This is a genomic window from Flavihumibacter petaseus NBRC 106054 (genome assembly GCF_000974785.1).
Classification (GTDB): Bacteria; Bacteroidota; Bacteroidia; order Chitinophagales; family Chitinophagaceae; genus Flavihumibacter; species Flavihumibacter petaseus.
Map to the genome: position 1 here is coordinate 900,372 of NZ_BBWV01000001.1, position 24,148 is coordinate 924,519.

Sequence of the window (24,148 nt, forward strand, 5' to 3'; positions counted from 1 at the left end):
TTGGTATTAAAGGCTCATCATTTCTTTGAACTTAACGGTTTGCCTGCGGCTCACTTCGATCTTTTCTCCGCCTTTAAGTTCAAGCAGCAGTCCGCCATTGAAATAGGGCTCTATCTTTTCGATCAGCCGGAGATTGACAATATGCTTGCGGTTGGCCCGGAAAAAAACTTTTTCGTCCAGCCTTTCTTCAAGTGCGTTAAGTGATTTCAGAATGAGTGGCTTGTTTGGTCCGAAAAACACCTTGGCATAATTGCCGACACTTTCAAACAGGCGGATATCGCTGAGTTTCACAAACCAACAACGTTCGCCATCTTTTACAAAAACCTGGTCATTCTCGTTCAGCAGGCTCCGGTTGATGCCGATAGCCGGCGCCATGGCTTCTTTTTCTTCGGCAATATGCAGTTTGTGGATAGCGTCCGCGAGTCTTTTGGGTTCAACGGGTTTCAGCAGGTAATCCAGTGCGTTGACTTCAAAAGCCTTCAGGGCGTATTCGTCATAAGCGGTGGTGAAAATAACATGGGGAGCTTTTTCCAGCTCGCTGAGCATTTCGAAACCTGTTTTTCCGGGCATCTGGATATCCAGGAAGACCAGGTCAGGCTGGAGGTTTTCAATTGCATCTATCCCTTCACTTGCATTGGCGGCTTCTCCAACCACTTCAATTTCGGGAAAGTCCGATAACAGTTTCTTCAGTTCCGTGCGGGCCAATCTTTCATCGTCGATGAGTATTGCCTTTATCATGTGTGTGTGTTTAGACAGGTATCGATACAGGGATCTTGACACAAGCCTCTACCATATTTCCATTTGACTCCCTGATACTGAAATCGGCCCGGGTACCAAACAACAAATGGAGGCGATTCCTCGTACTGCTGATGCCGAAGCCGTCTGTATATTGATCAGAACCGTTAACCGGTCCGTTCAGTCTTCCCGTGTTCTGTACCATTAGTTCATGGTAGTTGTCTTTAAAATCGGAGATGATCCTGACCACACCACCCCGCATCTGCCTCCCAATGCCGTGTTTAATGGCATTTTCCACCAGGGTCTGCAACATCATCGGTGGTACCGGCTGGTCCAGGGTATCCTCGTCTACCTCGTATTCCACCCTGAGTCGGTCCTCAAAACGTATATGTTCCAGCGCCAGGTAGTCCCTAACAATGTTCAGTTCCTTCTCCAGCGGTACCGTTTCGGATTTTTCCGACTGCATGCTGCTGCGAAGAATATTGCTCAATTCTGTAATGGCCGTTCTGGCCCTCTCCGGATTCTCATCAATGAGTGCCCGGATGCTGTTTAACGCATTGAAAATGAAGTGCGGATTGATATGCGCCTTGATCGTTTTCAGCTCCAGTTCCTTTACCAGCGCCTCCAGCTTCAGGGTATCCACCTCCTGCTTCCGGCTTTTCGCCACATAATGATAGATATAATAGATAAGGGTCCAGGGAATGATAAAAAGCCCGATATCGAGGGTGGAAGCCAGGAGTTTGGTAGAGAAATCGATCCGGCGGGGGGTGTCTGACTGAACATTGAAAGTTATGATCAGTGCCAGGTACAGCAGGCTACAGGCGAGACTGGTAACGATGATGGCCATAATCATCCGGGGAATGACCTTTTCCACCGGCAGCAACATCCAGTTGCTCCGTTTGATAAAGTACCGCAGGATATGGGTACTGGTAATACCGGAAACGAAGATCATGAGGGATCGGACGAAAAATTTCTCATCTATGCGGGATGGTGAAAAGGAATACACCATGATCAGCATCGACAAAACAACAAAAGTCCAACCTAAAACCTGACAGAGCCAATAGTATTTGTAACCACGTGGGAGCATAGGCAAATCTAGCTTTTTGCTACTCCGCTAATATACTGATTTGTATAATTGGCCAAATAGGTGGAAAACCGGTCCAATTCCACCCATTCCGTATCTTTGAAAATATATCTGACACGTATGGAAATCAAACCCGGGCCGCTGCTGCAACAAATTCAGTCTCCCGCTGATTTGAAAAAGCTGGGCAAAGAACAACTCCATCAGGTTTGCGACGAACTGAGGCAATATATTATTGATGTCGTCAGCGTACATGGTGGTCATTTCGCGGCCAGCCTGGGCGTTGTGGAATTGACCACAGCGCTTCATTACGTGTACAATACACCTTATGACCAGTTGGTATGGGACGTCGGTCACCAGGCTTACGGGCATAAGATCCTGACCGGAAGGCAGGAGGAATTTCCCACCAACCGTAAATACGGCGGACTCAGCGGGTTTCCCAAAAGGTCTGAAAGTGAATACGACACCTTCGGAGTCGGGCACTCGAGCACGTCAATTTCAGCGGCGCTCGGAATGGCCATTGCCGCTAAATACAAAGGAGAAGACCGTAAATCCGTGGCCGTCATCGGTGATGGGTCAATGACGGCGGGGATGGCGTTTGAAGCCATGAATCATGCCGGTGTGGCGGATGCTGACATGCTGGTTATCCTGAACGACAACTGTATGAGCATCGACCCCAATGTCGGCGCCCTGAAGGAATATCTCACAGATATCACTACCTCCCAGGCCTATAATAAGCTGAAGGATGACGTATGGAACGCACTGGGAAAACTGCCCGTGGGTAAGAAATTCACCCGGGAAATCGCTTCCAAGCTCGAACATTCCATCAAAGGCATGGTGAGCAAAAGCAGCAACCTGTTCGAATCCCTGAACATCCGTTATTTCGGCCCGATCGACGGTCACAATATCACGAAACTGGTGGATACCCTCCAGGACCTTAAGAACATACCCGGCCCCAAGATCCTCCATATCATTACCGTCAAGGGCAAAGGATACGCACTCGCTGAGAAAGACCAGACCAAATGGCACGCCCCCGGCCTGTTCGACAAGATCACCGGTGAAATTTTCAAAAAGAAATACGATACACCGCAACCACCCAAATACCAGGACGTCTTCGGCCATACCATCCTGGAACTGGCTGAATCCAATCCCGCCATCTTTGGGATCACTCCGGCAATGCCATCAGGCTCGTCGCTGAAGATCATGATGGACAAAATGCCAGACCGTGCGATTGACGTCGGCATCTGTGAACAACATGCCGTAACGGTTAGTGCGGGAATGGCTACACAGGGATTGAAAGTTTTCTGTAATATCTATTCTTCCTTCATGCAGCGGGCCTATGACCAGGTGGTGCATGATGTCGCTATCCAGAAACTGCCGGTGGTCTTTTGCCTCGACCGCGCCGGACTGGTGGGGGAAGATGGCCCGACGCACCACGGTGCTTATGATATTGCCTTTATGCGTTGTATTCCCAATATGGTAGTCAGCGCACCGATGAATGAATCAGAGCTGAGAAATCTCATGTATACCGCCCAGTTGCCGCAAACGCAGGCCCCGCTGGTGATCCGGTATCCCAGGGGAGAAGGTGTAATGCCGGAATGGCGCACCCCATTTGAAGAGATCAGCATCGGCACCGGCAGGAAACTGCGGGAAGGGGAAGATATCGCCATACTGTCACTTGGCCACCCGGGCAATTTCGCTGCTGCCGCAATCCGCGATGTCAGGCAATATGGCATCAACGCCGGTCATTATGATATGCGCTTTGTCAAACCACTTGATACGAACTTGTTGCATGAGGTTTTACGGCGCTATTCAAAAATAATTACCGTGGAAGATGGAACAGTTACCGGTGGTTTCGGCGCAGCAGTCCTCGAGTTCATGCAGCAGCACGGCTACAAGGCTGAGGTACGCATCCTTGGCATTCCTGACAGGATAGTAGAACACGGCACACTGAAGGAATTGCACCGGGAATGTGGATATGACGCTACAGCCATCGCGGATACCCTGAAAGAAATGATGGCTGAAAAAGTTAAAGTCCATTTGTTGCAATAGTTTTAACATACGCTGAAGACGGAAAAAAGCGTTTTTACTATCTATAGGAAAACTCTTTCGTTATGCAGCGTACCTCCCACGGCCGGCTGGCCGTTTTCCTTATCATAGCTTTGACGGGCATTGGTTTATATGCCAGCGCCGGCTATCTGAAAAGGAAATTTGCTGCACCTCCTCCTTTATCGCCCGAAGCAATGGAAATGGCTGCACTTCGGTCAAAAATTCCCAACCTGCAGCAATACGCCCGGATCAGGGGCATGGAAAGCAACCTGTTTTTCCTGGTGGACATGAGTCTGTCATCCGGCAGAAACCGGTTTTTCGTTTTTGACGCTGCGAAGGATTCCGTGATCATGAGCGGCCTGGTCACCCATGGCAGGTGTAACGAAGGCTGGCTGGCGGGAAGGAAATATTCCAATGTGCTGGGAAGCGGTTGTACGTCACTGGGACGATTTAAGATCGGCGGCTACTATCAGGGTAGATTCGGACTGGCGTATAAGTTATACGGACTCGATGAGAGCAATAGCAATGCCTATAAGCGCTCCGTGGTGCTGCACGCACACAAGGCTGTTCCCGAAAAGGAAGTGGATCCCTTACAGATCTGCCAGAGCGATGGTTGTCCGACTGTTTCACCGGGTTTCCTGAAAAAACTGGACCGCCTGCTCAAAGAGCAAAAGCGGCCCATATTGATGTATATCTTCGAAAGTTAAGCAGTACCGATAGATCAGCTTTCCAGCATCCCCATTTTCCCGCGTTCAAAATCCATGATCTTTTCCTGGATCTCGTCAAAGCTGTTCATTACAAACGGTCCATAACTCACCACCTTTTCACCGATGGGTTCTCCGCCAAAGGCAATAAACCTGGCTTTTTCTGTAGCGCGCAGGGCAACCTGGTTGCCGTTCGCTTCGAAAGTAACGAGCTGGCGTTTGCTAACCGGTTGCCCTGTCACCTGCAATCCACCTGACATCAGGTAAATACCTGCAGTAAAATTTTCCGGAACCGGCATCAGCCATACGTCACCAGCTTCCAGGGTAACGTCATAATAATACATCGGCGTTTGTGTGATAACGGGAGATTTCTTTCCTTTCAGTTCTCCTACCAGCACTTTCACTGCTGCTGCACCGTCCTTTACCACCGGCAAATCGGCTGATGCATAGTGGTGGAAATCAGGTTCCATTCCCTTTTTACTGGCAGGAAGGTTGATCCAGACCTGCATCAGTTCCATCCCACCACCTTCGCGGATAAAGTCAGCTGTAGGACCTTCTGAATGGACAATCCCTTTTCCGGAAGTCATCCAGTTCAGGTCACCCGCGCGGGCAATCTGGTCATGGCCGGCGCTGTCGCGATGAAAGAATTCTCCCTCCAGCAGGTATGTCACCACCTCGAATCCGGCATGGGGGTGCGGCGGTATCCGCATTTCTTCACCCGGGGCCAGCTGGCGTTTTTCCATATGATCAATAAATATAAAAGGGTCAACCTGTTTCAGTTGCCGGTGCGGCAATGGCCGCAATACTTTATGGGGTCCCACAAACTCAACTGATGCGTCGAGCTGTTGGGCAATTGTTCTTGTAGACATAATTTTTCCTTTTAACGGTTAATTCAAATCGGCTTCAGTGAGCATCGGTACTTCGATAGCAAGCACCTTTGCTGCTGTACCGGCTGTAACGGTGATGTCATCGGTGTTCCATACGCCAAACCCGTCACGGCGTTGTAATTCCTGGCCATTGATGTTTACTGTCCCTTCCAGCAGGAAAAAATACACACCATTGTTTTCAAAATGCTTTTGATATTTCAGGCTTGTTCCGGCTTCCAGGGCAGCCAGGGAAAACACAGCGTCCTGGTTGATGGAAACCCCGGTGCTATCGGCATCCGGACTCACCACTACCTGCCATTGTTGTTTGCGGCCGGCTTCGTCAAAAGATTTTTGTGCATAACGGGGTTTGATATCCGCAAGTTTTGGATATACCCAGATCTGCAGGAATTCCACTGCGTCGGTCTTGGAACCATTGTATTCAGAATGTTCTATGCCAGAACCGGCGCTCATGATCTGAACATCACCTGTCTGGATCAATCCATCTGTTCCGGTACTGTCGCGGTGCTTCAGGAAACCACTCAACGGAATGGAAACAATCTCCATATTGTCATGGGGATGGGTTCCGAACCCGGCACCAGCCCTTACGGTATCATCATTCAACACCCGGAGGGCACCGAAGTGAATCTTGCCGGGATCATACCACCTGCCAAAACTGAAGGAATGATGACTGTCAAGCCAGCCAAAGTTTGCATGACCTCTTTCGCCGGCGGGATGGAAGATGCTTTTCATATGTGCTCCTTTTTGATGTTATAACATCAATATAAGTGCCATATCGTGAAAATGCCAATATGTCCTGCGGAAAAGGGTTATTCCAGCAAAAAGTCAGTAGTATCCGGCTCGCGTTCTTCATTCCATTCCACAATGAAATTGTTACGCCCTTCACCGGTCATAATGCGCATAAAACGGGCTTGCACCAGTTCCAGCATGCTGAGGAAGGTAAAAATGGCATGGATCCGGTTCTCGCAGTGCTCAAACAACTTCTCGAAAGACAGCGTTTTCTTTACCCGGGCAATGTCGAGAACAGTTTCCCGGCTTTGTTCCATCGTATAATTGTACTGCACTACAGTATGGACCGGCTTGTTATTCCGCTCATACACGCGTTGCATTACTTTCTCGAAGGATTTCATCAGCTTGAACAACGTAATCTGCTGGATTTCAGAGCCTTCAGAGGCCTCTTCGCCAATTCCGCCAAGCTCCCGGTTGATATTGCCGCGTTTCACCATCAGCATCCGCACGGCCTCCATTTCAGCCAGTTCGGCAGATGCCTGCTTATATTTCTTGTATTCCAGGATCTTATCTACCAGTTCCTGCCGTGGATCGATCTCATTCCCCTGCGCATCCAGTTCCTTCCGGGGCAACAGCATTTTCGCCTTGATCCGCATTAAGGTGCTGATAAACAGGATGAATTCTGAAGAAAGTTCAATATTCAGCTGCTCCTGGCTATGGATATAATCCAGGAAATCATTGGTTATCCTGGTGATGGGAATATTGTAAATATCCAGCTCATCCCGCTCAATGAAGAACAACAACAGGTCAAAGGGTCCCTCAAACTGGGGAAGCCGGATCTGGTAAGAAGTCTGGTTGGCTGCCATGGGGCAAATGTAAGGATTCAGCTACGATCCGACCCTGCCTATAATTTGGTTGCCAGTCCCACTCCCAGGAGCGACCGCACCTGAGTACCGGGAGAATCCATGTTCGGTCCGAACTGCTTCACATCGTCATCATAAATCAGGTCAAAGTTATACGTCACGCCCAGCCATTTATTGATCTTCATGACAATGGTGTTGGTCCAGAAAACATCCACGTTCTTGGGTTTGGCTGCAATTTTCTCATCCGTAATCGGATCATGCGTTTTCATGTAGTTGGAAAAGAGGTCAAGCCTGGACTTATACACCACATTCTTCAAAATCTCCTTATTAAAGGAAGCAGAAAGATAGGCACCTGCCTGAAAAGCAACTTTACGGGCCGCATTCACACCATACAATGCTGCGAGGGGCTTCTCCGGCTCAAGGTTGTCCGGATCCACGCCGCCTTCATAATAGTAACTGTAAGGGTCATTGGTCACCAGTACCCAGCGGGCAGAAATGGGTGAGAACAACACGTTGAAATAAGGTTTCGGTTTCCATTCAATACCCGGAGAAATCAGCAGGTACGCGGGAGCGAAAATACCCGAAGTACGTCGCTTCAACCCTTTGCCGAGGTAATCATAATCGAAGCCATCAGAAAACTGTGTCCTTAGATTGACTACACCCGCAATCGCCCAGGTGGGACTGATATCTTTTCCGACCTTACTGTAAAAGTCAATTTTATCATCTGTCTTCCGGGTGCCCTGAGAACTGGTCCGCTGCATCGCATAACTCAGGTCCAGTGAATTGTTCCAGAAAAAATCCCCTTTCTTTTTGTTGGCAAAAAGCGTTGCTAGCCCTGCAACAGAAAAGGATGACTTCTCCGCACCGGCAGCCCAGTTACTGCTGTTTCCCTGAGCCAGGCTCAGGGAAACAATACCACCCTTACGCCAGCCCTTTGCATTATAATGATAAGATGTATCGTCGTAACCGCTCTTTCCGGCACCCGCCTTCATATCGCCTACCACTTTATCCTGTGCTTTCAGCTCCAGCACACCTACGATCAGCACCACCACGCAGGATAACAATTTCAATTGACGTCTCATATCAAAAGTTTACGTGTATAAACGAAAAAATGGAAAAAAATTGCCCTATTTTTTCCTCAACTCATCACGAATTTCAGTGAGCAATTGCTCGGTTGGTGTAGGCCCTGCCTTCGCATTGGGATCCTTCCGCAATACCGCTTTGATGAACAGGTAACAAACCAGGGCCACTATGATAAAATCGAGAGTTGAAGTCAGGAATGCACCATATTTAAAGGTGATGGCCTCCGATGTAACATTGTTATTGGCATCCAACTGCGCGCCTTTCAGCGTCCACGACAACTTTGAGAAATCCTTTCCGCCCGTCAGTAAACCGAGTATCGGCGCAACCAGTCCTTCTGTAAAACTGCCAACCAGTTTGGTAAAAGCGGTACCCATGAGGAAACCGATAGCAACATCAACCAGGTTGCCTTTGGTGGCGAACGCTTTGAAATCGGCTAAGAATCCCATATGAATAGTTTTTTCAATAGTACGACAATTTTATTTTTTTAGATATATCTATTTCTCACATTTGCACAATGACAACTGCGAACAGCTGGGAAAACTCCCTTCTTTTTCTCCTGCTGTCACTGATCTGGGGCAGTTCATTTATATTGATGAAATGGGGATTATCACAGTTATCCCCATACGAAGTTGCATCCATGCGCATGCTGAGCGGCGGCATCCTCCTGCTACCGGTTCTGTTCACGCGCAGCGAACAAAATACCAACAAACCATCAGGTCTGATCCTGCTGTCAGGATTACTCGGCAGCTTTTTTCCGGCTTACCTATTTTGTATTGCAGAAACAAAGATCGACAGCGCACTCGCAGGCACTTTAAACGCACTCACCCCGCTGTTTACCCTGATCCTGGGATCGCTGTTTTTTCATAAAAAGATCGCACTGGTGAAATGGATTGGTGTGATCATCGGATTTGCCGGTATGTGCCTGCTGCTCGCCAGGAACAGCCGCATCGATACCACCGCCCTGTATTACGCGCTGCTGATCGTGCTCGCTACCTTCTGTTACGGATTGAATGTAAACCTCGTCGCTACCAGACTACAGGGCATCTCCCCGCTCCGGCTGGCGGCATTAGCATTTGCTTACCTGATCCCGCCATCACTGCTGATCCTCTGGAGACTGGGATTTTTCCGTCATGATTTTTCTGATTCCGGAACGCTGAAAGCCGTCGGCGCATCGGTGCTCCTTGGCTTTGGCGGAACGGCAATCGCATCGGTATTGTATTACCGGCTCATCAAACAGGCGGGCACGCTGTATGCCTCCCTTGTTACCTATGGCATTCCATTCGTTGCCATTGGCTGGGGCTTACTGGCAGGTGAACAATTCACGCTGCTCGACGCGGGGTGTCTGTTGATTATTCTTGGTGGAGTATGGCTGACGCGGAAAGGCCCGGTTAAACAGACATGATCTCTTTTTCCTTCGAGCTGAGGTGCTTTTCTACCAGGCTGATATTGGCATCAGTGAGATCCTGCACATCTTTTTCAGCATCTTTGGAAACATCCTCGCTCAGTCCGTCCTTCTGCAATTTCTTAATCTGTTCAATCGCCTCTCTGCGGATATTGCGTATGGCAACCTTGCTTTGTTCTCCTTCACCATTGCAACGTTTCACCAGTTCTTTTCGGCGTTCTTCAGTCATCGGGGGAAGAAACATCCGGATCATCACACCATCATTCTGCGGATTGATCCCGATATTGGAGTTGATGATTGCGCGCTCAATCGGTTGAAGCATATTCTTCTCCCAGGGCTGAACAGTGATGGTCCTTGCATCAATCGCGGAAACGTTTGCTACCTGGTTAAGGGGTGTAGGACTGCCATAGTAATCCACCATAATACCATCCAGCATTTGGGGACTGGCTTTTCCAGCTCTGATTTTTTGCAATTCGGCTTCCAGGTGATTGATGGCTTTCTTCATGGAATCACCGGCATCATCCAGTATCAAGGAGAGTTCTTCTGACATTACGCTTTAGCTTTAATCGGGCCAAAACTACAAAAATGCCGTTATTTCTGCTGTAAAACAGAATCTTCTGTCAGGGGAACAAACTTCGTGGTGGATTTTGTTTTGGCAACCTGGTCAACCGGTGTAACAAAAAGGCGGGGCCTTCTTCTCCGGTTATAGTACATAACTCCGATCACCGCATAGAAAATTCCGAAGAGCAGTCCCATCAGCCACGTGCAGCCTGAATTGCGCATCATAAAGCAAATGGCTATGGCAATGGCGTTCAGCGTCAATAAAAGGATCGCAATCGTACGATGGGAAAACCCGTGGTCAAGGAAAAGGTGATGGATGTGATTTCGATCGGGCGAAAACGGGGAACGGCGCTGGAACATGCGGATGGCAAACACCCGAAGCGTATCCAGCAAAGGCACCATCAGGATGCCAAAGCCTACCGCAGGTGCGGCCGAAATGGGGAAAGAAACCCCCGGATGCCCCGCTACGTTGATAAATTTGATCACCAGGATCGCATTGATCAATCCCAGTAACAGCGAACCGGTATCGCCCATGAATATGCGCGCCGGCTGAAAATTGAAGATCAGGAAGGCCAGGATGGCGCCGGCTAGTGAAAATGCCAGTACAGCATCTGTTGTATTGCCAATGCTGACAAAATAGATCCCGAAAACACTGGTTGACAATAACCCCAGGCTGCCGGCCAACCCGTCAATACCATCAATCAGGTTAAAAGAATTAATGATCACGATTACTGTCAGATAGGTAAACAGCAGGCTGAAAGTTTCCGGCAATTCATAAATGCCCAGGAATCCGTGCATGCTGTTGATCTGCAGGTTACCATAATAAATGATGATAAATGCAGCCAGTACCTGTCCGATAAACTTTTTAATGGGGGAAATCACGATGATATCATCCTTGAGGCCGAGATAAAAGATCACCACGGATGCTGCAAGGAAATACTGAATATCCCTGGATTGCTGAAAATTTGCGATAAGCAAAGCGGCAAAGCAGAATCCCGCAAAGATACCCAGACCCCCAAGTGCGGGTATGGGTGCCTGATGTACCTTCCTTTCATCAGGAAGATCATAAAGCTTCTTCAGGGCCGCTACGCGGATGATCACCGGTATAGCCAAAAAAGAAACTGCGAAAGAAATTGTTAGTGCGAGTATTACATCAAACATGTAGGCTGCTTTTTCGAACCACAAAAATAGTTTCAAATGCCGCAATCGCCTTAACGGCGCCAAGATAATTCAATAAACAATATAAAAAATCAGGCCTTTACCGTGTTAGAACGATTTTGTGGGCCGGTTTAGTCTGAAAATGGATAGGGATATCCCTCCAAATAAGTTAGATTTGCTCCACAAAATTCATATATGGCTAGTTTACAGGAGATTGCTTCTCAGATCCGCCGGGATATCGTAAGAATGGTTCATGGAGTGGCCAGCGGCCATCCGGGTGGCTCCCTGGGCTGTACCGATTATTTTACAGCCTTATATTTCAAGGTAATGAAGCATGATCCCGCTTTCCATATGGATGGTATTGGTGAAGATGTTTTCTTCCTGTCCAATGGGCATATTTCCCCGGTATTCTATTCCACACTGGCTCGCGCCGGCTATTTCGATATTAAAGAACTTTCCACCTTCAGAAGGCTGAACAGCCGCCTGCAGGGCCACCCCGCTACCCATGAACACCTCCCGGGTATTCGTGTAGCAAGCGGTTCTCTCGGACAGGGCATGAGTGTTGCCATTGGTGCCGCACTTGCCAAAAAACTCAACGGCGACAAAAACCTCGTCTTTTCCCTGCACGGTGACGGAGAACTGGACGAAGGCCAGAACTGGGAAGCCGCCATGTTTGCCGCCCACCATAAAGTAGACAACCTGATCTCAACTGTGGACTGGAATGGCCAGCAGATCGATGGTCCCACTGCCAAAGTCATGAACCTGGGAAACCTGGATGCCAAATTCGCAGCCTTCGGCTGGGAAGTCATTCACCTGGAAAATGGAAATGATGTTGACGCTGTAGCCGCTGCCCTCGAGCATGCAAAGACCTTTGTCGGCAAAGGAAAACCCATTGTCATCCTGATGAAAACCGTCATGGGTAAAGGCGTTGATTTCATGGAAGGCAGCCACGAATGGCACGGTATTGCTCCCAACGATGAGCAGCTTGCCAAAGCACTGGCCCAACTCCCCGAGACACTCGGCGATTATTGATCGGGAAGTTTCCGGAATTGCTTACTGGCTTTTCAGCATGACCTGTTCCGAGGCTGCTTTACGCGCCGGGAACCAGGATGCCAGGAAGGCAACAAGACACACTGTTCCCCATACCAGGATAAAATCTTTTACCAGAAATTTTACCGGGTAATAGTCAATAACAAAACTGCTGCCTTCCAGGGCCACCAACTTGTATTTCACCTGGAGCCAGCCAATCAGTATTGCCAGCAAACTTCCGGAAAGGGCACCAATCCCGGCCAGCAAAAATCCCTCACCGATAAAAATGGATTGTATCCTGCCATTGGTCGCACCCAATGCCTTTAATACCTGTATATCTTTCTGCTTTTCCAGGATCAGCATGGTCAGCGACCCGATCATGGTAAATGCAGCCACCACCAGGATCAGGGAAAGCAAACCATAGATCACCCACTTTTCCAGTGTCATGATGCTGTAGAGGCTCTGGTTCTGTTCATAACGGCTGAGCACCTTGTAGTTGCCGCCCATTAAAGCAGACAACTGCTTTTGTATGGCTGCACCATCATCAGGATTACGCAATGCGATCTCCAGTCCGCCATATTCATCCTGCTTCAGGTCAAGCAGGCGTTTAATAAAATCCAGGTTCGTCAGCACATACTGATTGTCGAAATCCTGTTGTATCGCAAAAGCGCCGGCGGTATAAATATTCTCTGCACGGAGCGACTGCATGGGATCGGCCAGGTTCATCGAAGCGCCCCTCCGGGGCATGTATACCGTTAATGGCAACAGTTCCCTGTCGCTCCACAGGCCAAGCGCATTCTCTATGCCCACCCCCAGCACGGCAGCAGGTTTATCGGCATCGCCAAGGTTGAATTCACCCACTTTTACGGCCTTGTCCACCGTAGTGACCTGGGTATAGGAACTGTCCACCCCTTTCAGGAATACAATTGTCTGCACCTCCCCGTTCTGCAGGAGCGCCTTTTCCTCAGCTACACGGGAGAATGATTTTACACCCGGAACTGCAGCAATCTGCTTTAATTGTTCCGGCGTCAGCGAAATGGTCTTTCCCTTGGCCGGAACGATCTTGAGATCCGTATAAAAACTGGCGTAAAGCGATTTCACCAGGTCTTCGAAGCCATTGAATACACTCAATACCACGATCAGTGAAGCGGTTCCCACGATAATGGCAGCCACACTGACCCAGGCGATGATATTGATCGCGTTGGTAGATTTTTTTGATTTGAAATAGCGCCAGGCGAAAAGAAAATTCACGCGCCGGGATTTATGGAGTCATCGCTTTCGCCGGTACCTGCCTGGTCTTTGTCCTCCAGTTTTATCTTACGGAAGACTTCTTCCATTTTATATACATGGTCAAGCGTCTCGTCGAGGTAGAATTGCAATTGCGGGATGCGGCGTACCTGGTGCTTGATGGATGCCGCCAGTTCTTTTTTGATTTCCCAGGCCCTTTCCTCCAGCTTTTTCATAGCGGCATTCCGGTCATTTACCTGGAAGAGGCTGATATACACCCGCGCTTCCAGCAGGTCAGGAGTCATTTTTACCGATGAGATCGACAACATGCCGCCATCGATCATGGTGAGACCCAGCCTTTGAAATATATCGTTCAGCACTTCCTGTACTTCCCCCGCTACCTGTTTCTGTCTTTTGCTCTCCTGTATCATACCCCTTATTTCCAGCAAAGATGCAAAGAGTTTCACGAAATTTGGCCGTAGGTTTGTCCTTCTTATCATTCCCAGCATGAAGAATTTCTCCAGGATCCTGAAATACCTTTCCAACAAAAAGGGTCAGATCGCCCTGTATTTCGCCTGTAACCTGTTGTCGATCGTATTTTCCCTGGTCTCCCTGGCCATGCTGGCGCCATTTCTGCAGCTGCTGTTCGGCAATGAAAAACCAGCAACCACACCACCACCGGCACTCACCTTCTCCGCAAAAAGCCTGCTGGAGAACATGAAATATCAGTTCGGCCAGATGATCCTCGAGCACGACAAACTTTATGCCCTCTCCGTCATTTGTATCGTCATCGTTCTCGCCATATTCCTGAAGAATTTTTTCCTCTATTTCTCCTACAGGATCCAATCCCCCCTTCGCAACTATGTGCTGACGCGACTACGCTCCGAACTCTACGCCAAAATACTGATCCTCCCCATCGGTTTTTTCACCGAACAACGCAAGGGGGATATCATCAGCCGGATGAGCAACGATGCCAATGAAATTGAATGGAGCGTTATTTCCGCCCTGGAGTCATTACTCAAGGAACCGCTTACCATCATCGTGATCCTGGTATCACTGGTCATGCTCAGCCCGGCACTCTCCCTTTTCCTGCTGGTGCTGCTGCCTGTAGCCGGTTTTATCATCGGACGCGTTGGCCGTTCCCTGAAAAAGCAGTCCAACGTGGCACAGGAACAGCAAGGCCTGATGCTCTCCGTACTGGATGAAACCCTTGGTGGACTACGGGTGATCAAGGCCTTCAATGCTGAGGGGCTGATCGGCAAACGTTTTGAAGGCATCAATAAACACCTCAACAATATCCGGAACGCCATGAATTTCAGGAGAGACCTGGCTTCCCCGATGTCTGAATTTCTCGGGGTGATCGTGGTCGCCATCCTCCTTTGGTTTGGCGGCAGAATGGTGCTCAAATACGGTATGCTCAGTAGCGACACCTTTATTACCTATATCGTGTTCTTCACACAGATCATCAACCCGGCGAAATCATTCTCCAATGCATTTTATAACGTGCAGCGGGGCAGTGCCGCCATCCTGCGTATAGAAGAAATACTCGCAGCACCCGTACTCGTGGAAGACAAACCAGGCGCCAGGGAGCTGGTCAGCTTTAATCACCGCATCGAATTCCGGAATGTTTACTTTTCGTACGATGAGAAAACCGTGCTGGAAGACATCAACCTGGTGATCGAAAAGGGGAAAACGGTGGCACTCGTTGGTTCTTCAGGTTCCGGAAAATCGACACTGGCCGACCTGATCCCGCGTTTCCACGATGTCACCAAAGGAGAGATCCTGATTGATGGCGTCAACATCAAAGATTACACCCTCCATTCCCTGCGAAAGCAGATGAGCATTGTAACCCAGGAACCGATCCTGTTCAACGATTCCATCTACAACAATATAGCGGTTGCCAACCCTGAGGCCTCCCTGCAAGACATAGAACTGGCCGCCAAAGTGGCCAACGCTCATAATTTTATTACAAAAAAAGAAGAAGGCTACCAGACCAATATCGGGGACCGCGGCAGCAAACTGAGCGGCGGTGAGAGACAGCGCCTCACCATTGCCCGCGCCGTTCTGAAAAACCCGCCGATCCTCATTCTTGACGAGGCTACTTCATCACTTGATACTGAAAGCGAGCGTCTTGTACAGGAAGCAATTGATAATATGATGCAGGCGCGCACCAGCCTCGTGATCGCTCACCGGCTCAGCACGATCCGCCACGCCGACGAAATCATCGTCATGCAGCAGGGCCGCATCGTGGAACGCGGCAACCACGACGCTCTCATCGAAAACCCGGGATTTTATAAACGGTTGGTGGATATGCAGGAAGTGAAATAGATTTGGGGGATACACACCAATGGAAACATGAGAAAACTTTTCTATCTGGCGGCACTCGCATGCAGTACCGCAACCCAGGCTCAACAACAGGACGTAACCCTCGAACAGGCCTTCAAAGGCGCACCGATACAACTCGTGCAGCCACTTCCCGAAGTAGTAAAATGGATCGACAACGACCACTACCTCGAATCCCGCAAATCACCGGAAGGAACATGGCAGCAGTATTCAGTTGATATCAAAACCGGCAACTCCTCTATAGTAGAATCACCGGCCAAAACAAAGTCCACCCCCATCGCCGGCGCTCGTAACCAGACCACTTCTCCCGATGGCAAATTCGTCGCCTACACCCGTACCGATAACAACCTCTATGTTACCGAAATCGCAACGGGAAAGGAATCCAGGCTCACACAGGACGGCAACGATTCTCTCCTGAATGGTTATGCTTCCTGGATCTATTACGAAGAAATTCTCGGCCGCGCGAGTCGTTATAAAGCATTCTGGTGGAGTGACGACAGCCGTCACCTTGCCTTCATGCGTTTTGACGAAACCGGTGTACCTGTATTTCCCATCTATGTGGCAGATAACCAGCATGGTTACCTGGAACAGGAACGTTATCCCAAACCGGGCGACAAAAACCCGAACGTTAAGATCGGCATCGTTTCCCTCGACAATAACCAGACCACCTGGGCGGATTTCAACGAAAAAGACGACCAGTATTTTGCCGCGCCGGTATGGGCGCCCGATGGAAAACTCTGGGTGCAATGGATGAACCGCGGACAGGATAACCTGAAGGTTTTCAGTGTCGGTAACGACGGCAGCAAAAAGCTGGTATACGAAGAGCAACAGAAAACATGGATCGACCTCGATGACTATGATCGCATCGAATTCCTGTCCAGCGGCAAAGGCTTCATCCTGAAATCCGATGCCAGCGGCTGGCGTCATCTCAGCCTCTATGATATCACCGGCAAGAAACTCGCGCAGCTGACCGATGGACAATTCACTGTTGGCGATATCCATGAAATAGATGAGAAAGGCAAAAAAGTATATTTCAGTGCCAGGAAAGAAAACAGTGCACGCTGGGATCTCTACAGTGTAGGATTCGACGGCAAACAGATGAACCGCCTGTCTTTCGGCGACTACAGCTTTACCAGCATGCGGATCTCCCCCGACCACAAACACTTCCTGACTACCTACAGCAACCTGCAGTCGGTACCCACACTGGCCCTGGTGGACAGCAAGGGAAAACTGGTAAAGACCATCGCGACAGCAAAAGGAAAAGATTTCAGCAACTACACCTTGCCGAAAAAAGAGATCATCCGCGTGAAATCAACCGATGGACTGTTCGACCTTCCGGTGCAGATTACCTATCCGCTCAACTTTGATCCCAACAAAAAATACCCTGTGCTCGTAAGCATTTACGGTGGCCCGAATGCCGGTACGGTTTACGATCAGTTCCGCTACAGCGCACAGGAACTCTGGTGGGCAAAAGAAGGCATGGTACAGGTGGCATTTGATAACCGCAGCAGCGGCCATTTCGGCAAGTATGGCATGAATTTCATCCACCGCCAGCTGGGACTGTATGAGATCCAGGATTTCATGGCCTGCGCGAAACACCTGAAGACCCTGCCCTGGGTAAATCCCTCCAAAGTAGCCATCACCGGCGGAAGCTTCGGCGGCTACATGACCTGCATGGCCCTTACCTATGGCGCCGATGTATTTGACTATGGTGTAGCCAATGCCTCTGTGACCGACTGGAAACTGTATGACACACACTACACGGAAAGATTCATGGATACCCCCGCAGAAAATCCGGAAGGTTATAAGAACACTTCGGTGATGACCTATGTCGCGAAATACAAGGGCCTGCTGCGGATCGTACATGGCACCACTGACGACAATGTGCATATGCAGAACAGCATCCAGCTGATTGATGCCATGGAAGACCTCGGCAAACATTTCGAAATGATGGTGTATCCCAACGAAAGGCACGGCATTGGCGCCAACAAGGCGACCAAACGATACCACAACAACTTTGAGGCAGCAGCATTTTATTATCGCAACCTCCTGGAGAAGCCATTGCCTGCCGGTCTCTGGAAACAGGAAACCAAAGGATTTTGAGTATACGGATCGTCATAACCGTATTGTTCGGATGGCTGCTGACCAGCGCTTCCGCACAAACGAAAAAAACACTGCAGCAGGCAGACAGCCTGTTGCTGGCAAACTATCCCAAAAATGAACCCGGTGTGGCCGTCGCAATGATCAGCGGCGGCCACATTGTTTTTTCAAAGGGCTATGGACTGGCGTCATTGGAAACCCGGCAACCCATTGACCCGAAAACCGTCTTTAATATCGCCTCGCTGACCAAGGAATTCACGGCAACCGCTATCCGAAAACTGGCAGCTGAAGGAAAACTCCGGCTCGAAGACACCATCGGCCGCTATATCAGCGGACTTGCCCCGGCCATCGGCAGCCAGGTTACCATTAAAGCCATGCTCTCTCATGGTTCCGGTATGACAGATCATTATGGGTTTGTAGATACCACCGGCATCAAACATGCTACTGATGCTGATGTGCTCGCGGCAGTTAAGAAAACAGACAGCCTGTATTTCTCTCCGGGTACGGCTTTCCGTTACAGCAATACGGCCTATTGCCTGCTTGCCCTGGTGGTAGAAAAAGTTACCGGGCAATCATTTGCCGGTTATATGCAGCAAGCGCTGTTGTTACCTGCAGGCATGAAACACAGTTTTGTCTGGCAGCCTGGCAGCCAGCTCAACCCTGCTGCGACCGGATATGATCTTTCAGAAAATAAGACATGGGTACCCTCCGGGCCGCAGGAAAACCGCTTCTTTAGTACAGAAGGCGACGGCGGTCTATATACCAACACAGAAGATTATGCGCAATGGTTTGAGCATACCATACGCCGGCAACCCATCGCCATCCAGCAACCTATTACTGCAAAACCTCACATGGGTTATGGTTTCGGCTGGTTTATAGATGAGCGCGATAAACCCGTCAGCATCTATCACAGCGGTTCAAACGGTGGTTTCAGGAGTTATGTTTTTGCCCAACCGGACGCCGGCTTTATGCTGGTATTGTTTTCCAACCGGGCAGACAAGGATATTGAGCAGACCGCGTTTGGCTTACTGAAGCTGGTGCTGTCCGCTAAAAAAGACCTCGTTCCGATTCAGTATCTAACCAATTAATCTTATGGCAATACGGCCTGCAACCGACAACGATGTTCCAGCACTCGCAAGGCTGGTGAACAGCGCGTACCGGGGAGAATTCTCCAAAAAAGGGTGGACCAGTGAAGCTGACCTGCTGGTCGGAGGCGTCAGGATAGATGAAGAGGAGTTACTGGAGATGCTGCATCGTGAAAAGGATGCCATCCTGGTGGAGGAATCGGCAGGTGAAATCAGGGGCTGTGTGCACCTGGTGAATAAGGGAGAGCACGTTTACCTGGGTCTGCTGACGGTGAATCCCCTGTTGCAGGCAGGCGGCATCGGTAAAAACCTGATGACTGCTGCAGAAGCATGGACCCGGCAGCAGCAACTCAAAAGCATTCAGCTGACTGTTATTACCGCCCGCATTGAACTGGTGGCCTGGTATGAACGCCGGGGATACCGGGACACAGGCACACGCAAACCCTATCCCTATCGGCCGGCAACGGGTGAGCCGAGCCAGCCAATAGTATTTATGTTAATGGAGAAAAGACTCGACTGATCGATCTTACTTGTTCATCGTGTTCTTGGCCTCGATGCTGAGCGTAGCGTGGGGCACAGCGCGCAGACGGGCTTTATCGATGAGCTTACCGGTAACCCGGCAGATACCATAGGTCTTGTTCTCAATCCGCATGATCGCTTTCTCAAGGTGATCGATGAAGGTGATCTGGCGGCTGGCCATCTGCGCCAGTTGTTCCCTTTCCATACTCACGCTACCATCTTCCATGGTCATATAACGGCTTTCGCTTTCGTCACCTCCCATTTCGTCTTTGCGGGTAATCAATCCCTGCAGGTACGCCAACTCTTTTTTGGCTGCATCAAGCTTTTTATTGATCAATTCTCTGAACTCCTGTAATTCGTTGTCACTGTATCGCATAGTCGGGCCTGGATTTGCAGCGGCATTCTGATCAAGCACGCTTTTGGTAAAATCTGGATTGTATGGTTGAACCGTCTTCGTCTTGATCTCGGGCATCACCACTTTTGTGGGACGTTTTTCCGGAGGCGGAGCCGGTTTCTTAATCGGAATCGGTGTGGTCTGCTTGGAATCATCTTTCACAGCAGGCTTCGGCGGCATGGGTTTGAGACCTTGCCGGATGATTTTCTTCACGGGCTCTTTCTTCACTTTTTCTTTGGGTTGTTTTACCGCGACAGGCTCCTCCGCCTTAGGGGCAGGTGCAGCTTTCGATGCTGGAGCGGGTGCAGCTGCTTTCGCAGGTGCCGGCACAGGCGCAGCGGGTTTTGCCGGAACAGATTTAGCCGGAGCAGGAGCAGCGGCTTTTTGAGCTGGTTTGGCAGCAGCCTTCACAGGGGCCGGTTTGGCAGCAGCTTTCGCCGGTGCTTTTGCCGGAACTGGTTTGGCAGCAGCTTTCACGGGCGCTCCTTTAGGGGCAGCTTTGGCAGGAACAGATTTAGGGGCAGGCGCTTTTGAAGCCGGCTTTGCAGCGGGTTTAGCAGCCTTTACAGGCGCTGCTTTCGCAGGGGCTTTTTTGGCCGGGGCGGATTTAGCAGCTGCTTTCGCAGGGGCTTTTTTGGCAGGCACCGCTTTTTTTGCCGGAGCAACTTTTTTGGCGGCGGGTTTAGCAGCCTTCTTCTTTGTTGCCATAGATGATTCCTTTTATCCGGTGATGAATATCTGTTTTATTGGGATTGGGGCGACCGATCGACCCAAACGGTTACTGGTTGATCATTCACTTCAATTGCCATTCCATCCTGCAGGGAATCCACCACTTCCAGCTCATCTGCCAGCACTTCCGCCTTAATATAAGGCGCAAATTGCCGGAAGGAAGCCTCCAGCGGACCCGCCTGACCGAGCCGCACCAGGATCCTGTCGGTCAGCTCGTAGCCATTGTCCTTCCTGATCTTCTGAATCCTGTTCACCAGCTCCCTGGCATTCCCCTCCTGTTCCAGTTCCGGACTAACCGTAACATCGAGGGCAACCGTGAGGGCCCCTTTCGAACTTACCATCCATCCAGGGATATCCTCACTGGTGATTTCAACCTCATGGATTTGTAATATTAAGGGTTCGCTATCAATTTCCAAAGAATATGAACCTTCTTTTTCCAGCTGTGAAATATCGGCCTGATTAAAGTTTCCGATAGCCGCTGAAACCGCTTTCATTTTGCTTCCCACGCGCTTTCCAAGTGCCTGAAAATTAGGCCTGATCTTCTTCTTGATGAAACCATCCGCATCTGTCAGATACTGGATTTCCTTCACATTTACTTCCGACAGTATCAGGTCTTCCACCTTGTCGATCTGGGTCTTCATCGCCGGATCCAGCACAGGGATCAATATGCGCTGCAGCGGCTGCCGCACTTTAATGTTGACCTTCTTCCGGAGCGACAACACCAGCGAAGAGGCATCCTGCGCCAGTTGCATCCTTTCCTCCAGCCCCTTGTCGATCAGGCTTTCGTCAGCCTTCGGATACAGCACATGGTGAACGGATTCCAACGCATGCTTCCCGGTAACACTGTTCAGGTTGCCGAACAGCCAGTCCGAAAAGAAAGGCGTCACCGGTGCCGCCAGCCGCGCAATCGTCTCGAGGCAGGTATACAGGGTCTGGTAAGCACTGATCTTATCGGTACTGTACTCTCCTTTCCAGAACCGCCTGCGGCAAAGGCGTACATACCAGTTGCTGAGCTGCTCATCCACGAATTCGTCGATCAGCCGGCCGGCCGTGGTCGGCTCGTAATCATCAAAAGCAGCGGTCACCTCTTTTACCAGGCTCTGCAGGCTGCTCAGGATCCACTGGTCGATTTCAGGCCTTTCCTGCACCGGGATGGGGGCTTCGCGGAAAGCAAAACCGTCCACATTCGCATACAGGGCAAAGAACTGGTAGGTATTATATAAGGTACCAAAGAACTTGCGCTGCACTTCTTTGATGCCTTCGAGGTCAAACTTGAGACTATCCCAGGGCGACGCATTGGTGATCAGGTACCAGCGGGTAGCATCCGCACCAAACTTCTCGATGGTGGAAAACGGGTCCACCACGTTGCCGAGGCGTTTGCTCATCTTGTTGCCGTTCCGGTCCAGCACGAGACCGTTAGACACCACTGTCTTGTACGCAACATTATCATACAACAAGGCGCCGAGGGCGTGTAGCGTATAGAACCAGCCGCGGGTCTGGTCAACGCCTTCCGCAATGAAATCAGCCGGGAAATTCTGGCCGAAGGGCGCTTTAAAAGGACGATCCTCTCCCCTTTCGAGTTTTTCCTGGTCAAGTCCCCACTGGGCATAGGGCATGGCCCCGCTGTCGAACCACACATCGATCAGGTCCGGTTCGCGGCGCATGGGCTTACCACTTTCGCTTACGAGAACCACTTCGTCCACATAAGGTTTATGCAGGTCGAGGATACCGTCGTGCAGGTAGTGGTGGTTGATATCACCGCCCAGTACTTCGTTGGCTTTCCGGATTTCGGCATTGAGCTCAGCGATGGAGCCGATGCATTTTTCTTCACTGCCATCTTCCGTGCGCCAGATGGGCAGCGGGGTTCCCCAGAAGCGGCTGCGGCTGAGGTTCCAGTCCACCATGTTCTCCAGCCAGTTGCCGAAACGGCCTTCGCCGGTAGCTTTCGGTTTCCAGTTGATGGTCTTGTTCAGTTCCACCATGCGGTCTTTGATCGCGGTGGTTTTGATGAACCACGCATCGAGGGGATAGTACAACACGGGTTTGTCTGTCCGCCAGCAATGGGGGTAACTGTGTTCGTATTTTTCGACCTTGAAGGCCCGGTTCTCTTTTTTGAGTTTTACGCTGATGTCAACATTCACATCCACGTAATCGGGCTGGTCTTTATAATTTTTTACATAACGGCCGGAGAATTCGCCGAGGCCATCCACGAATTTGCCTTCGCGGTCTACCAGGGTGAGGATGCCGATGCCGTACTTCTTCCCTACCTTATAGTCATCTGCACCGAAAGCCGGGGCGGTATGCACGATACCGGTACCATCTTCGGTGGTCACAAAATTGTCGATCAGCAGCCGGAAGGGGTCGCCGCCGGATTTTTCGGCGGTATTGGCCGGGTAAGGCAGCAGCTGCTCATAACGGAGATGTTCGAGCGCCTTGCCCTTGAATTCGGCCAGGATGCTCCAGGGGAGTGCTTTTCCGGCAGGGTCATAGGCGGCGAAATCGCCGTTTTCGTGTTCGGGTTTGAAGTATTTGTGCAGGAGTGCTTTTGCCAGTACAACGTTCACGGGCAGGTGCGTATAGGGGTTGAACGTGCGCACCAGTACATAGTCGATATTGGCGCCAACCGTCAGACCGAGGTTGGAGGGTAGCGTCCAGGGCGTGGTGGTCCAGGCCATGAAGTACACTTCTGCTCCCGCGCCTTCCGCTTTTTCGGCGGCATTATACAGGAAAGCGCTTTCCGCATTTCGGACAGCCTTGAACATGGCGACGGCACTGGTATCCTTTACATCCTTATAGGTACCGGGTTGGTTGAGTTCGTGGGAGCTCAGGCCGGTTCCTGCTGCGGGGGAATACGGCTGGATGGAAACACTCTTGTAGAGCAGGCCTTTTTTATAGAGGCGTTGCAGGCACCACCACAGCGTTTCGATATAGCTGTTGTCGAACGTGATATAAGGATCATTGAGGTCAACCCAGTAACCCATTTTCTGGGTGAGATTGTCCCATTTGTCCTTGAAACGCAGCACGGCTTCGCGGCATTTCTGATTGTATTCCTCAACCGTGATCTTTTTGCCGATGTCTTCCTTGGTGATGCCGAGTTCCTTTTCGACACCCAGTTCGATGGGGAGGCCGTGGGTATCCCAGCCGCCTTTGCGTTTCACCTGGAAGCCCTGCATGGTTTTATAGCGGCAGACGAGGTCTTTCAGGGCGCGGGAAATGACGTGGTGAATACCGGGCATTCCATTGGCGCTGGGCGGCCCTTCATAGAATACAAAGGGTGCGGCGCCTTCCCTGAGGGACACACTTTTTTCGAAAGCCTGTTCGCGGTTCCATTTTTCGAGGATCTCCGCTTCGATCGAAGGCAAATTCAACTGTTGAAATTCCCGGTACTTCGCTGCCATAAATATTAAAACAACCTGATAATTAATCGATTATACCTATCCAAAGAAACAAATAGACGCAAAATTACGAAATAT

General features: G+C 50.2%; 20 protein-coding genes and 1 pseudogene. 8 read left to right on the forward strand and 13 right to left on the reverse strand.

Annotated features, from left to right (window positions below):
- Positions 1-6: 6 nt before the first annotated feature.
- Positions 7-738 carry a LytR/AlgR family response regulator transcription factor gene (locus FPE01S_RS03790; RefSeq protein ID WP_217998163.1) on the reverse strand — a complete coding sequence of 244 codons (732 nt, stop codon included), beginning with the start codon at positions 736-738 and terminating at the stop codon, positions 7-9.
- A 10-nt stretch (positions 739-748) separates the two neighbouring features.
- On the reverse strand, positions 749-1,822 hold the full coding sequence (locus FPE01S_RS03795; protein WP_046367536.1) for a sensor histidine kinase: 1,074 nt from the start codon (positions 1,820-1,822) through the stop codon (positions 749-751).
- Between the two features lie 117 nt (positions 1,823-1,939).
- On the opposite strand from FPE01S_RS03795, the gene dxs reads away from it, so the two are divergent.
- Complete coding sequence (gene dxs, locus FPE01S_RS03800) at positions 1,940-3,868, forward strand: 1-deoxy-D-xylulose-5-phosphate synthase (RefSeq protein WP_046367537.1); 1,929 nt, start codon at positions 1,940-1,942, stop codon at positions 3,866-3,868.
- A 62-nt stretch (positions 3,869-3,930) separates the two neighbouring features.
- The gene (locus tag FPE01S_RS03805; RefSeq protein WP_052955487.1) at positions 3,931-4,572 is read left to right on the forward strand and encodes a murein L,D-transpeptidase catalytic domain-containing protein; all 642 of its coding nucleotides are present in this window, start codon (positions 3,931-3,933) and stop codon (positions 4,570-4,572) included.
- A gap of 14 nt (positions 4,573-4,586) precedes the next feature.
- Here the strand turns inward: FPE01S_RS03805 and FPE01S_RS03810 are convergent, their stop codons facing one another.
- From FPE01S_RS03810 to mscL, 5 genes are all read right to left on the reverse strand, one after another.
- Entirely contained in the window at positions 4,587-5,438 is an 852-nt protein-coding gene (locus FPE01S_RS03810; protein ID WP_052955488.1) for a pirin family protein, read from the reverse strand.
- A gap of 18 nt (positions 5,439-5,456) precedes the next feature.
- Positions 5,457-6,185, reverse strand: a complete 729-nt coding sequence (locus tag FPE01S_RS03815) for a pirin family protein (protein ID WP_046367539.1) — start codon at positions 6,183-6,185, stop codon at positions 5,457-5,459.
- Positions 6,186-6,262: 77 nt separating this feature from the next.
- Entirely contained in the window at positions 6,263-7,048 is a 786-nt protein-coding gene (locus FPE01S_RS03820; protein WP_046367540.1) for a segregation and condensation protein A, read from the reverse strand.
- A 38-nt stretch (positions 7,049-7,086) separates the two neighbouring features.
- Positions 7,087-8,127, reverse strand: coding sequence for a DUF3078 domain-containing protein (locus FPE01S_RS03825; RefSeq protein WP_046367541.1), 1,041 nt, complete (start codon positions 8,125-8,127; stop codon positions 7,087-7,089).
- Between the two features lie 45 nt (positions 8,128-8,172).
- Positions 8,173-8,574: a large conductance mechanosensitive channel protein MscL gene (gene mscL, locus FPE01S_RS03830; protein ID WP_046367542.1), complete on the reverse strand. Its 402-nt coding sequence runs from the start codon at positions 8,572-8,574 to the stop codon at positions 8,173-8,175.
- Positions 8,575-8,642: 68 nt separating this feature from the next.
- On the opposite strand from mscL, the gene FPE01S_RS03835 reads away from it, so the two are divergent.
- Entirely contained in the window at positions 8,643-9,530 is an 888-nt protein-coding gene (locus FPE01S_RS03835) for a DMT family transporter (RefSeq protein WP_046367543.1), read from the forward strand.
- Here FPE01S_RS03835 and frr read toward each other — a convergent pair.
- Both frr and FPE01S_RS03845 read right to left on the reverse strand, forming a co-directional pair.
- Positions 9,517-10,080, reverse strand: a complete 564-nt coding sequence (gene frr / locus FPE01S_RS03840; RefSeq protein WP_046367544.1) for a ribosome recycling factor — start codon at positions 10,078-10,080, stop codon at positions 9,517-9,519. The genes FPE01S_RS03835 and frr overlap by 14 nt on opposite strands.
- Before the next feature lie 41 nt (positions 10,081-10,121).
- Positions 10,122-11,252 (reverse strand): glycosyltransferase family 4 protein, encoded by a 1,131-nt coding sequence (locus FPE01S_RS03845; protein ID WP_046367545.1) that lies wholly within the window; start codon positions 11,250-11,252, stop codon positions 10,122-10,124.
- Between the two features lie 192 nt (positions 11,253-11,444).
- Here FPE01S_RS03845 and FPE01S_RS03850 point away from each other — a divergent pair, with 192 nt between their 5' ends.
- The gene (locus FPE01S_RS03850; RefSeq protein ID WP_046367546.1) at positions 11,445-12,281 is read left to right on the forward strand and encodes a transketolase; all 837 of its coding nucleotides are present in this window, start codon (positions 11,445-11,447) and stop codon (positions 12,279-12,281) included.
- A 21-nt stretch (positions 12,282-12,302) separates the two neighbouring features.
- Here the strand turns inward: FPE01S_RS03850 and FPE01S_RS03855 are convergent, their stop codons facing one another.
- Both FPE01S_RS03855 and rbfA read right to left on the reverse strand, forming a co-directional pair.
- Complete coding sequence (locus FPE01S_RS03855; RefSeq protein WP_046367547.1) at positions 12,303-13,529, reverse strand: FtsX-like permease family protein; 1,227 nt, start codon at positions 13,527-13,529, stop codon at positions 12,303-12,305.
- Positions 13,526-13,936 (reverse strand): 30S ribosome-binding factor RbfA, encoded by a 411-nt coding sequence (rbfA, locus tag FPE01S_RS03860; RefSeq protein ID WP_245623935.1) that lies wholly within the window; start codon positions 13,934-13,936, stop codon positions 13,526-13,528. The genes FPE01S_RS03855 and rbfA overlap by 4 nt, the downstream gene beginning before the upstream one ends.
- A gap of 76 nt (positions 13,937-14,012) precedes the next feature.
- Here rbfA and FPE01S_RS03865 point away from each other — a divergent pair, with 76 nt between their 5' ends.
- The 4 genes and pseudogenes from FPE01S_RS03865 to FPE01S_RS26470 form a co-directional block, all read left to right on the forward strand.
- Positions 14,013-15,833: an ABC transporter ATP-binding protein gene (locus tag FPE01S_RS03865; protein WP_046367548.1), complete on the forward strand. Its 1,821-nt coding sequence runs from the start codon at positions 14,013-14,015 to the stop codon at positions 15,831-15,833.
- 27 nt (positions 15,834-15,860) lie between these two features.
- Complete coding sequence (locus FPE01S_RS03870) at positions 15,861-17,951, forward strand: S9 family peptidase (RefSeq protein ID WP_046367549.1); 2,091 nt, start codon at positions 15,861-15,863, stop codon at positions 17,949-17,951.
- Positions 17,948-19,036: a serine hydrolase domain-containing protein gene (locus FPE01S_RS03875; RefSeq protein WP_157473885.1), complete on the forward strand. Its 1,089-nt coding sequence runs from the start codon at positions 17,948-17,950 to the stop codon at positions 19,034-19,036. The genes FPE01S_RS03870 and FPE01S_RS03875 overlap by 4 nt, the downstream gene beginning before the upstream one ends.
- Before the next feature lie 157 nt (positions 19,037-19,193).
- Positions 19,194-19,409: pseudogene (locus FPE01S_RS26470) on the forward strand (GNAT family N-acetyltransferase); the annotation flags it as partial.
- Positions 19,410-19,559: 150 nt separating this feature from the next.
- Here FPE01S_RS26470 and FPE01S_RS25805 read toward each other — a convergent pair.
- Positions 19,560-20,654 (reverse strand): TraR/DksA family transcriptional regulator, encoded by a 1,095-nt coding sequence (locus FPE01S_RS25805; protein WP_157473886.1) that lies wholly within the window; start codon positions 20,652-20,654, stop codon positions 19,560-19,562.
- A gap of 35 nt (positions 20,655-20,689) precedes the next feature.
- Positions 20,690-24,073, reverse strand: coding sequence for an isoleucine--tRNA ligase (gene ileS, locus FPE01S_RS03895; protein WP_046367552.1), 3,384 nt, complete (start codon positions 24,071-24,073; stop codon positions 20,690-20,692).
- Between the last annotated feature and the right edge of the window lie 75 nt (positions 24,074-24,148).

Bases quoted from the DNA above. Each gene is read 5' to 3' on its own strand.
- FPE01S_RS03835 (WP_046367543.1), top strand. From the start codon at position 8,643: ATGACAACTGCGAACAGCTGGGAAAACTCCCTTCTTTTTCTCCTGCTG.
- FPE01S_RS03845 (WP_046367545.1), bottom strand. From the start codon at position 11,252: ATGTTTGATGTAATACTCGCACTAACAATTTCTTTCGCAGTTTCTTTT.
- FPE01S_RS03805 (WP_052955487.1), top strand. From the start codon at position 3,931: ATGCAGCGTACCTCCCACGGCCGGCTGGCCGTTTTCCTTATCATAGCT.
- FPE01S_RS03820 (WP_046367540.1), bottom strand. From the start codon at position 7,048: ATGGCAGCCAACCAGACTTCTTACCAGATCCGGCTTCCCCAGTTTGAG.
- FPE01S_RS03790 (WP_217998163.1), bottom strand. From the start codon at position 738: ATGATAAAGGCAATACTCATCGACGATGAAAGATTGGCCCGCACGGAA.
- FPE01S_RS03850 (WP_046367546.1), top strand. From the start codon at position 11,445: ATGGCTAGTTTACAGGAGATTGCTTCTCAGATCCGCCGGGATATCGTA.
- FPE01S_RS03815 (WP_046367539.1), bottom strand. From the start codon at position 6,185: ATGAAAAGCATCTTCCATCCCGCCGGCGAAAGAGGTCATGCAAACTTT.
- ileS (WP_046367552.1), bottom strand. From the start codon at position 24,073: ATGGCAGCGAAGTACCGGGAATTTCAACAGTTGAATTTGCCTTCGATC.
- FPE01S_RS03810 (WP_052955488.1), bottom strand. From the start codon at position 5,438: ATGTCTACAAGAACAATTGCCCAACAGCTCGACGCATCAGTTGAGTTT.
- rbfA (WP_245623935.1), bottom strand. From the start codon at position 13,936: ATGATACAGGAGAGCAAAAGACAGAAACAGGTAGCGGGGGAAGTACAG.
- FPE01S_RS03795 (WP_046367536.1), bottom strand. From the start codon at position 1,822: ATGCTCCCACGTGGTTACAAATACTATTGGCTCTGTCAGGTTTTAGGT.
- mscL (WP_046367542.1), bottom strand. From the start codon at position 8,574: ATGGGATTCTTAGCCGATTTCAAAGCGTTCGCCACCAAAGGCAACCTG.
- FPE01S_RS25805 (WP_157473886.1), bottom strand. From the start codon at position 20,654: ATGGCAACAAAGAAGAAGGCTGCTAAACCCGCCGCCAAAAAAGTTGCT.
- FPE01S_RS03865 (WP_046367548.1), top strand. From the start codon at position 14,013: ATGAAGAATTTCTCCAGGATCCTGAAATACCTTTCCAACAAAAAGGGT.
- dxs (WP_046367537.1), top strand. From the start codon at position 1,940: ATGGAAATCAAACCCGGGCCGCTGCTGCAACAAATTCAGTCTCCCGCT.
- frr (WP_046367544.1), bottom strand. From the start codon at position 10,080: ATGTCAGAAGAACTCTCCTTGATACTGGATGATGCCGGTGATTCCATG.
- FPE01S_RS03825 (WP_046367541.1), bottom strand. From the start codon at position 8,127: ATGAGACGTCAATTGAAATTGTTATCCTGCGTGGTGGTGCTGATCGTA.
- FPE01S_RS03870 (WP_046367549.1), top strand. From the start codon at position 15,861: ATGAGAAAACTTTTCTATCTGGCGGCACTCGCATGCAGTACCGCAACC.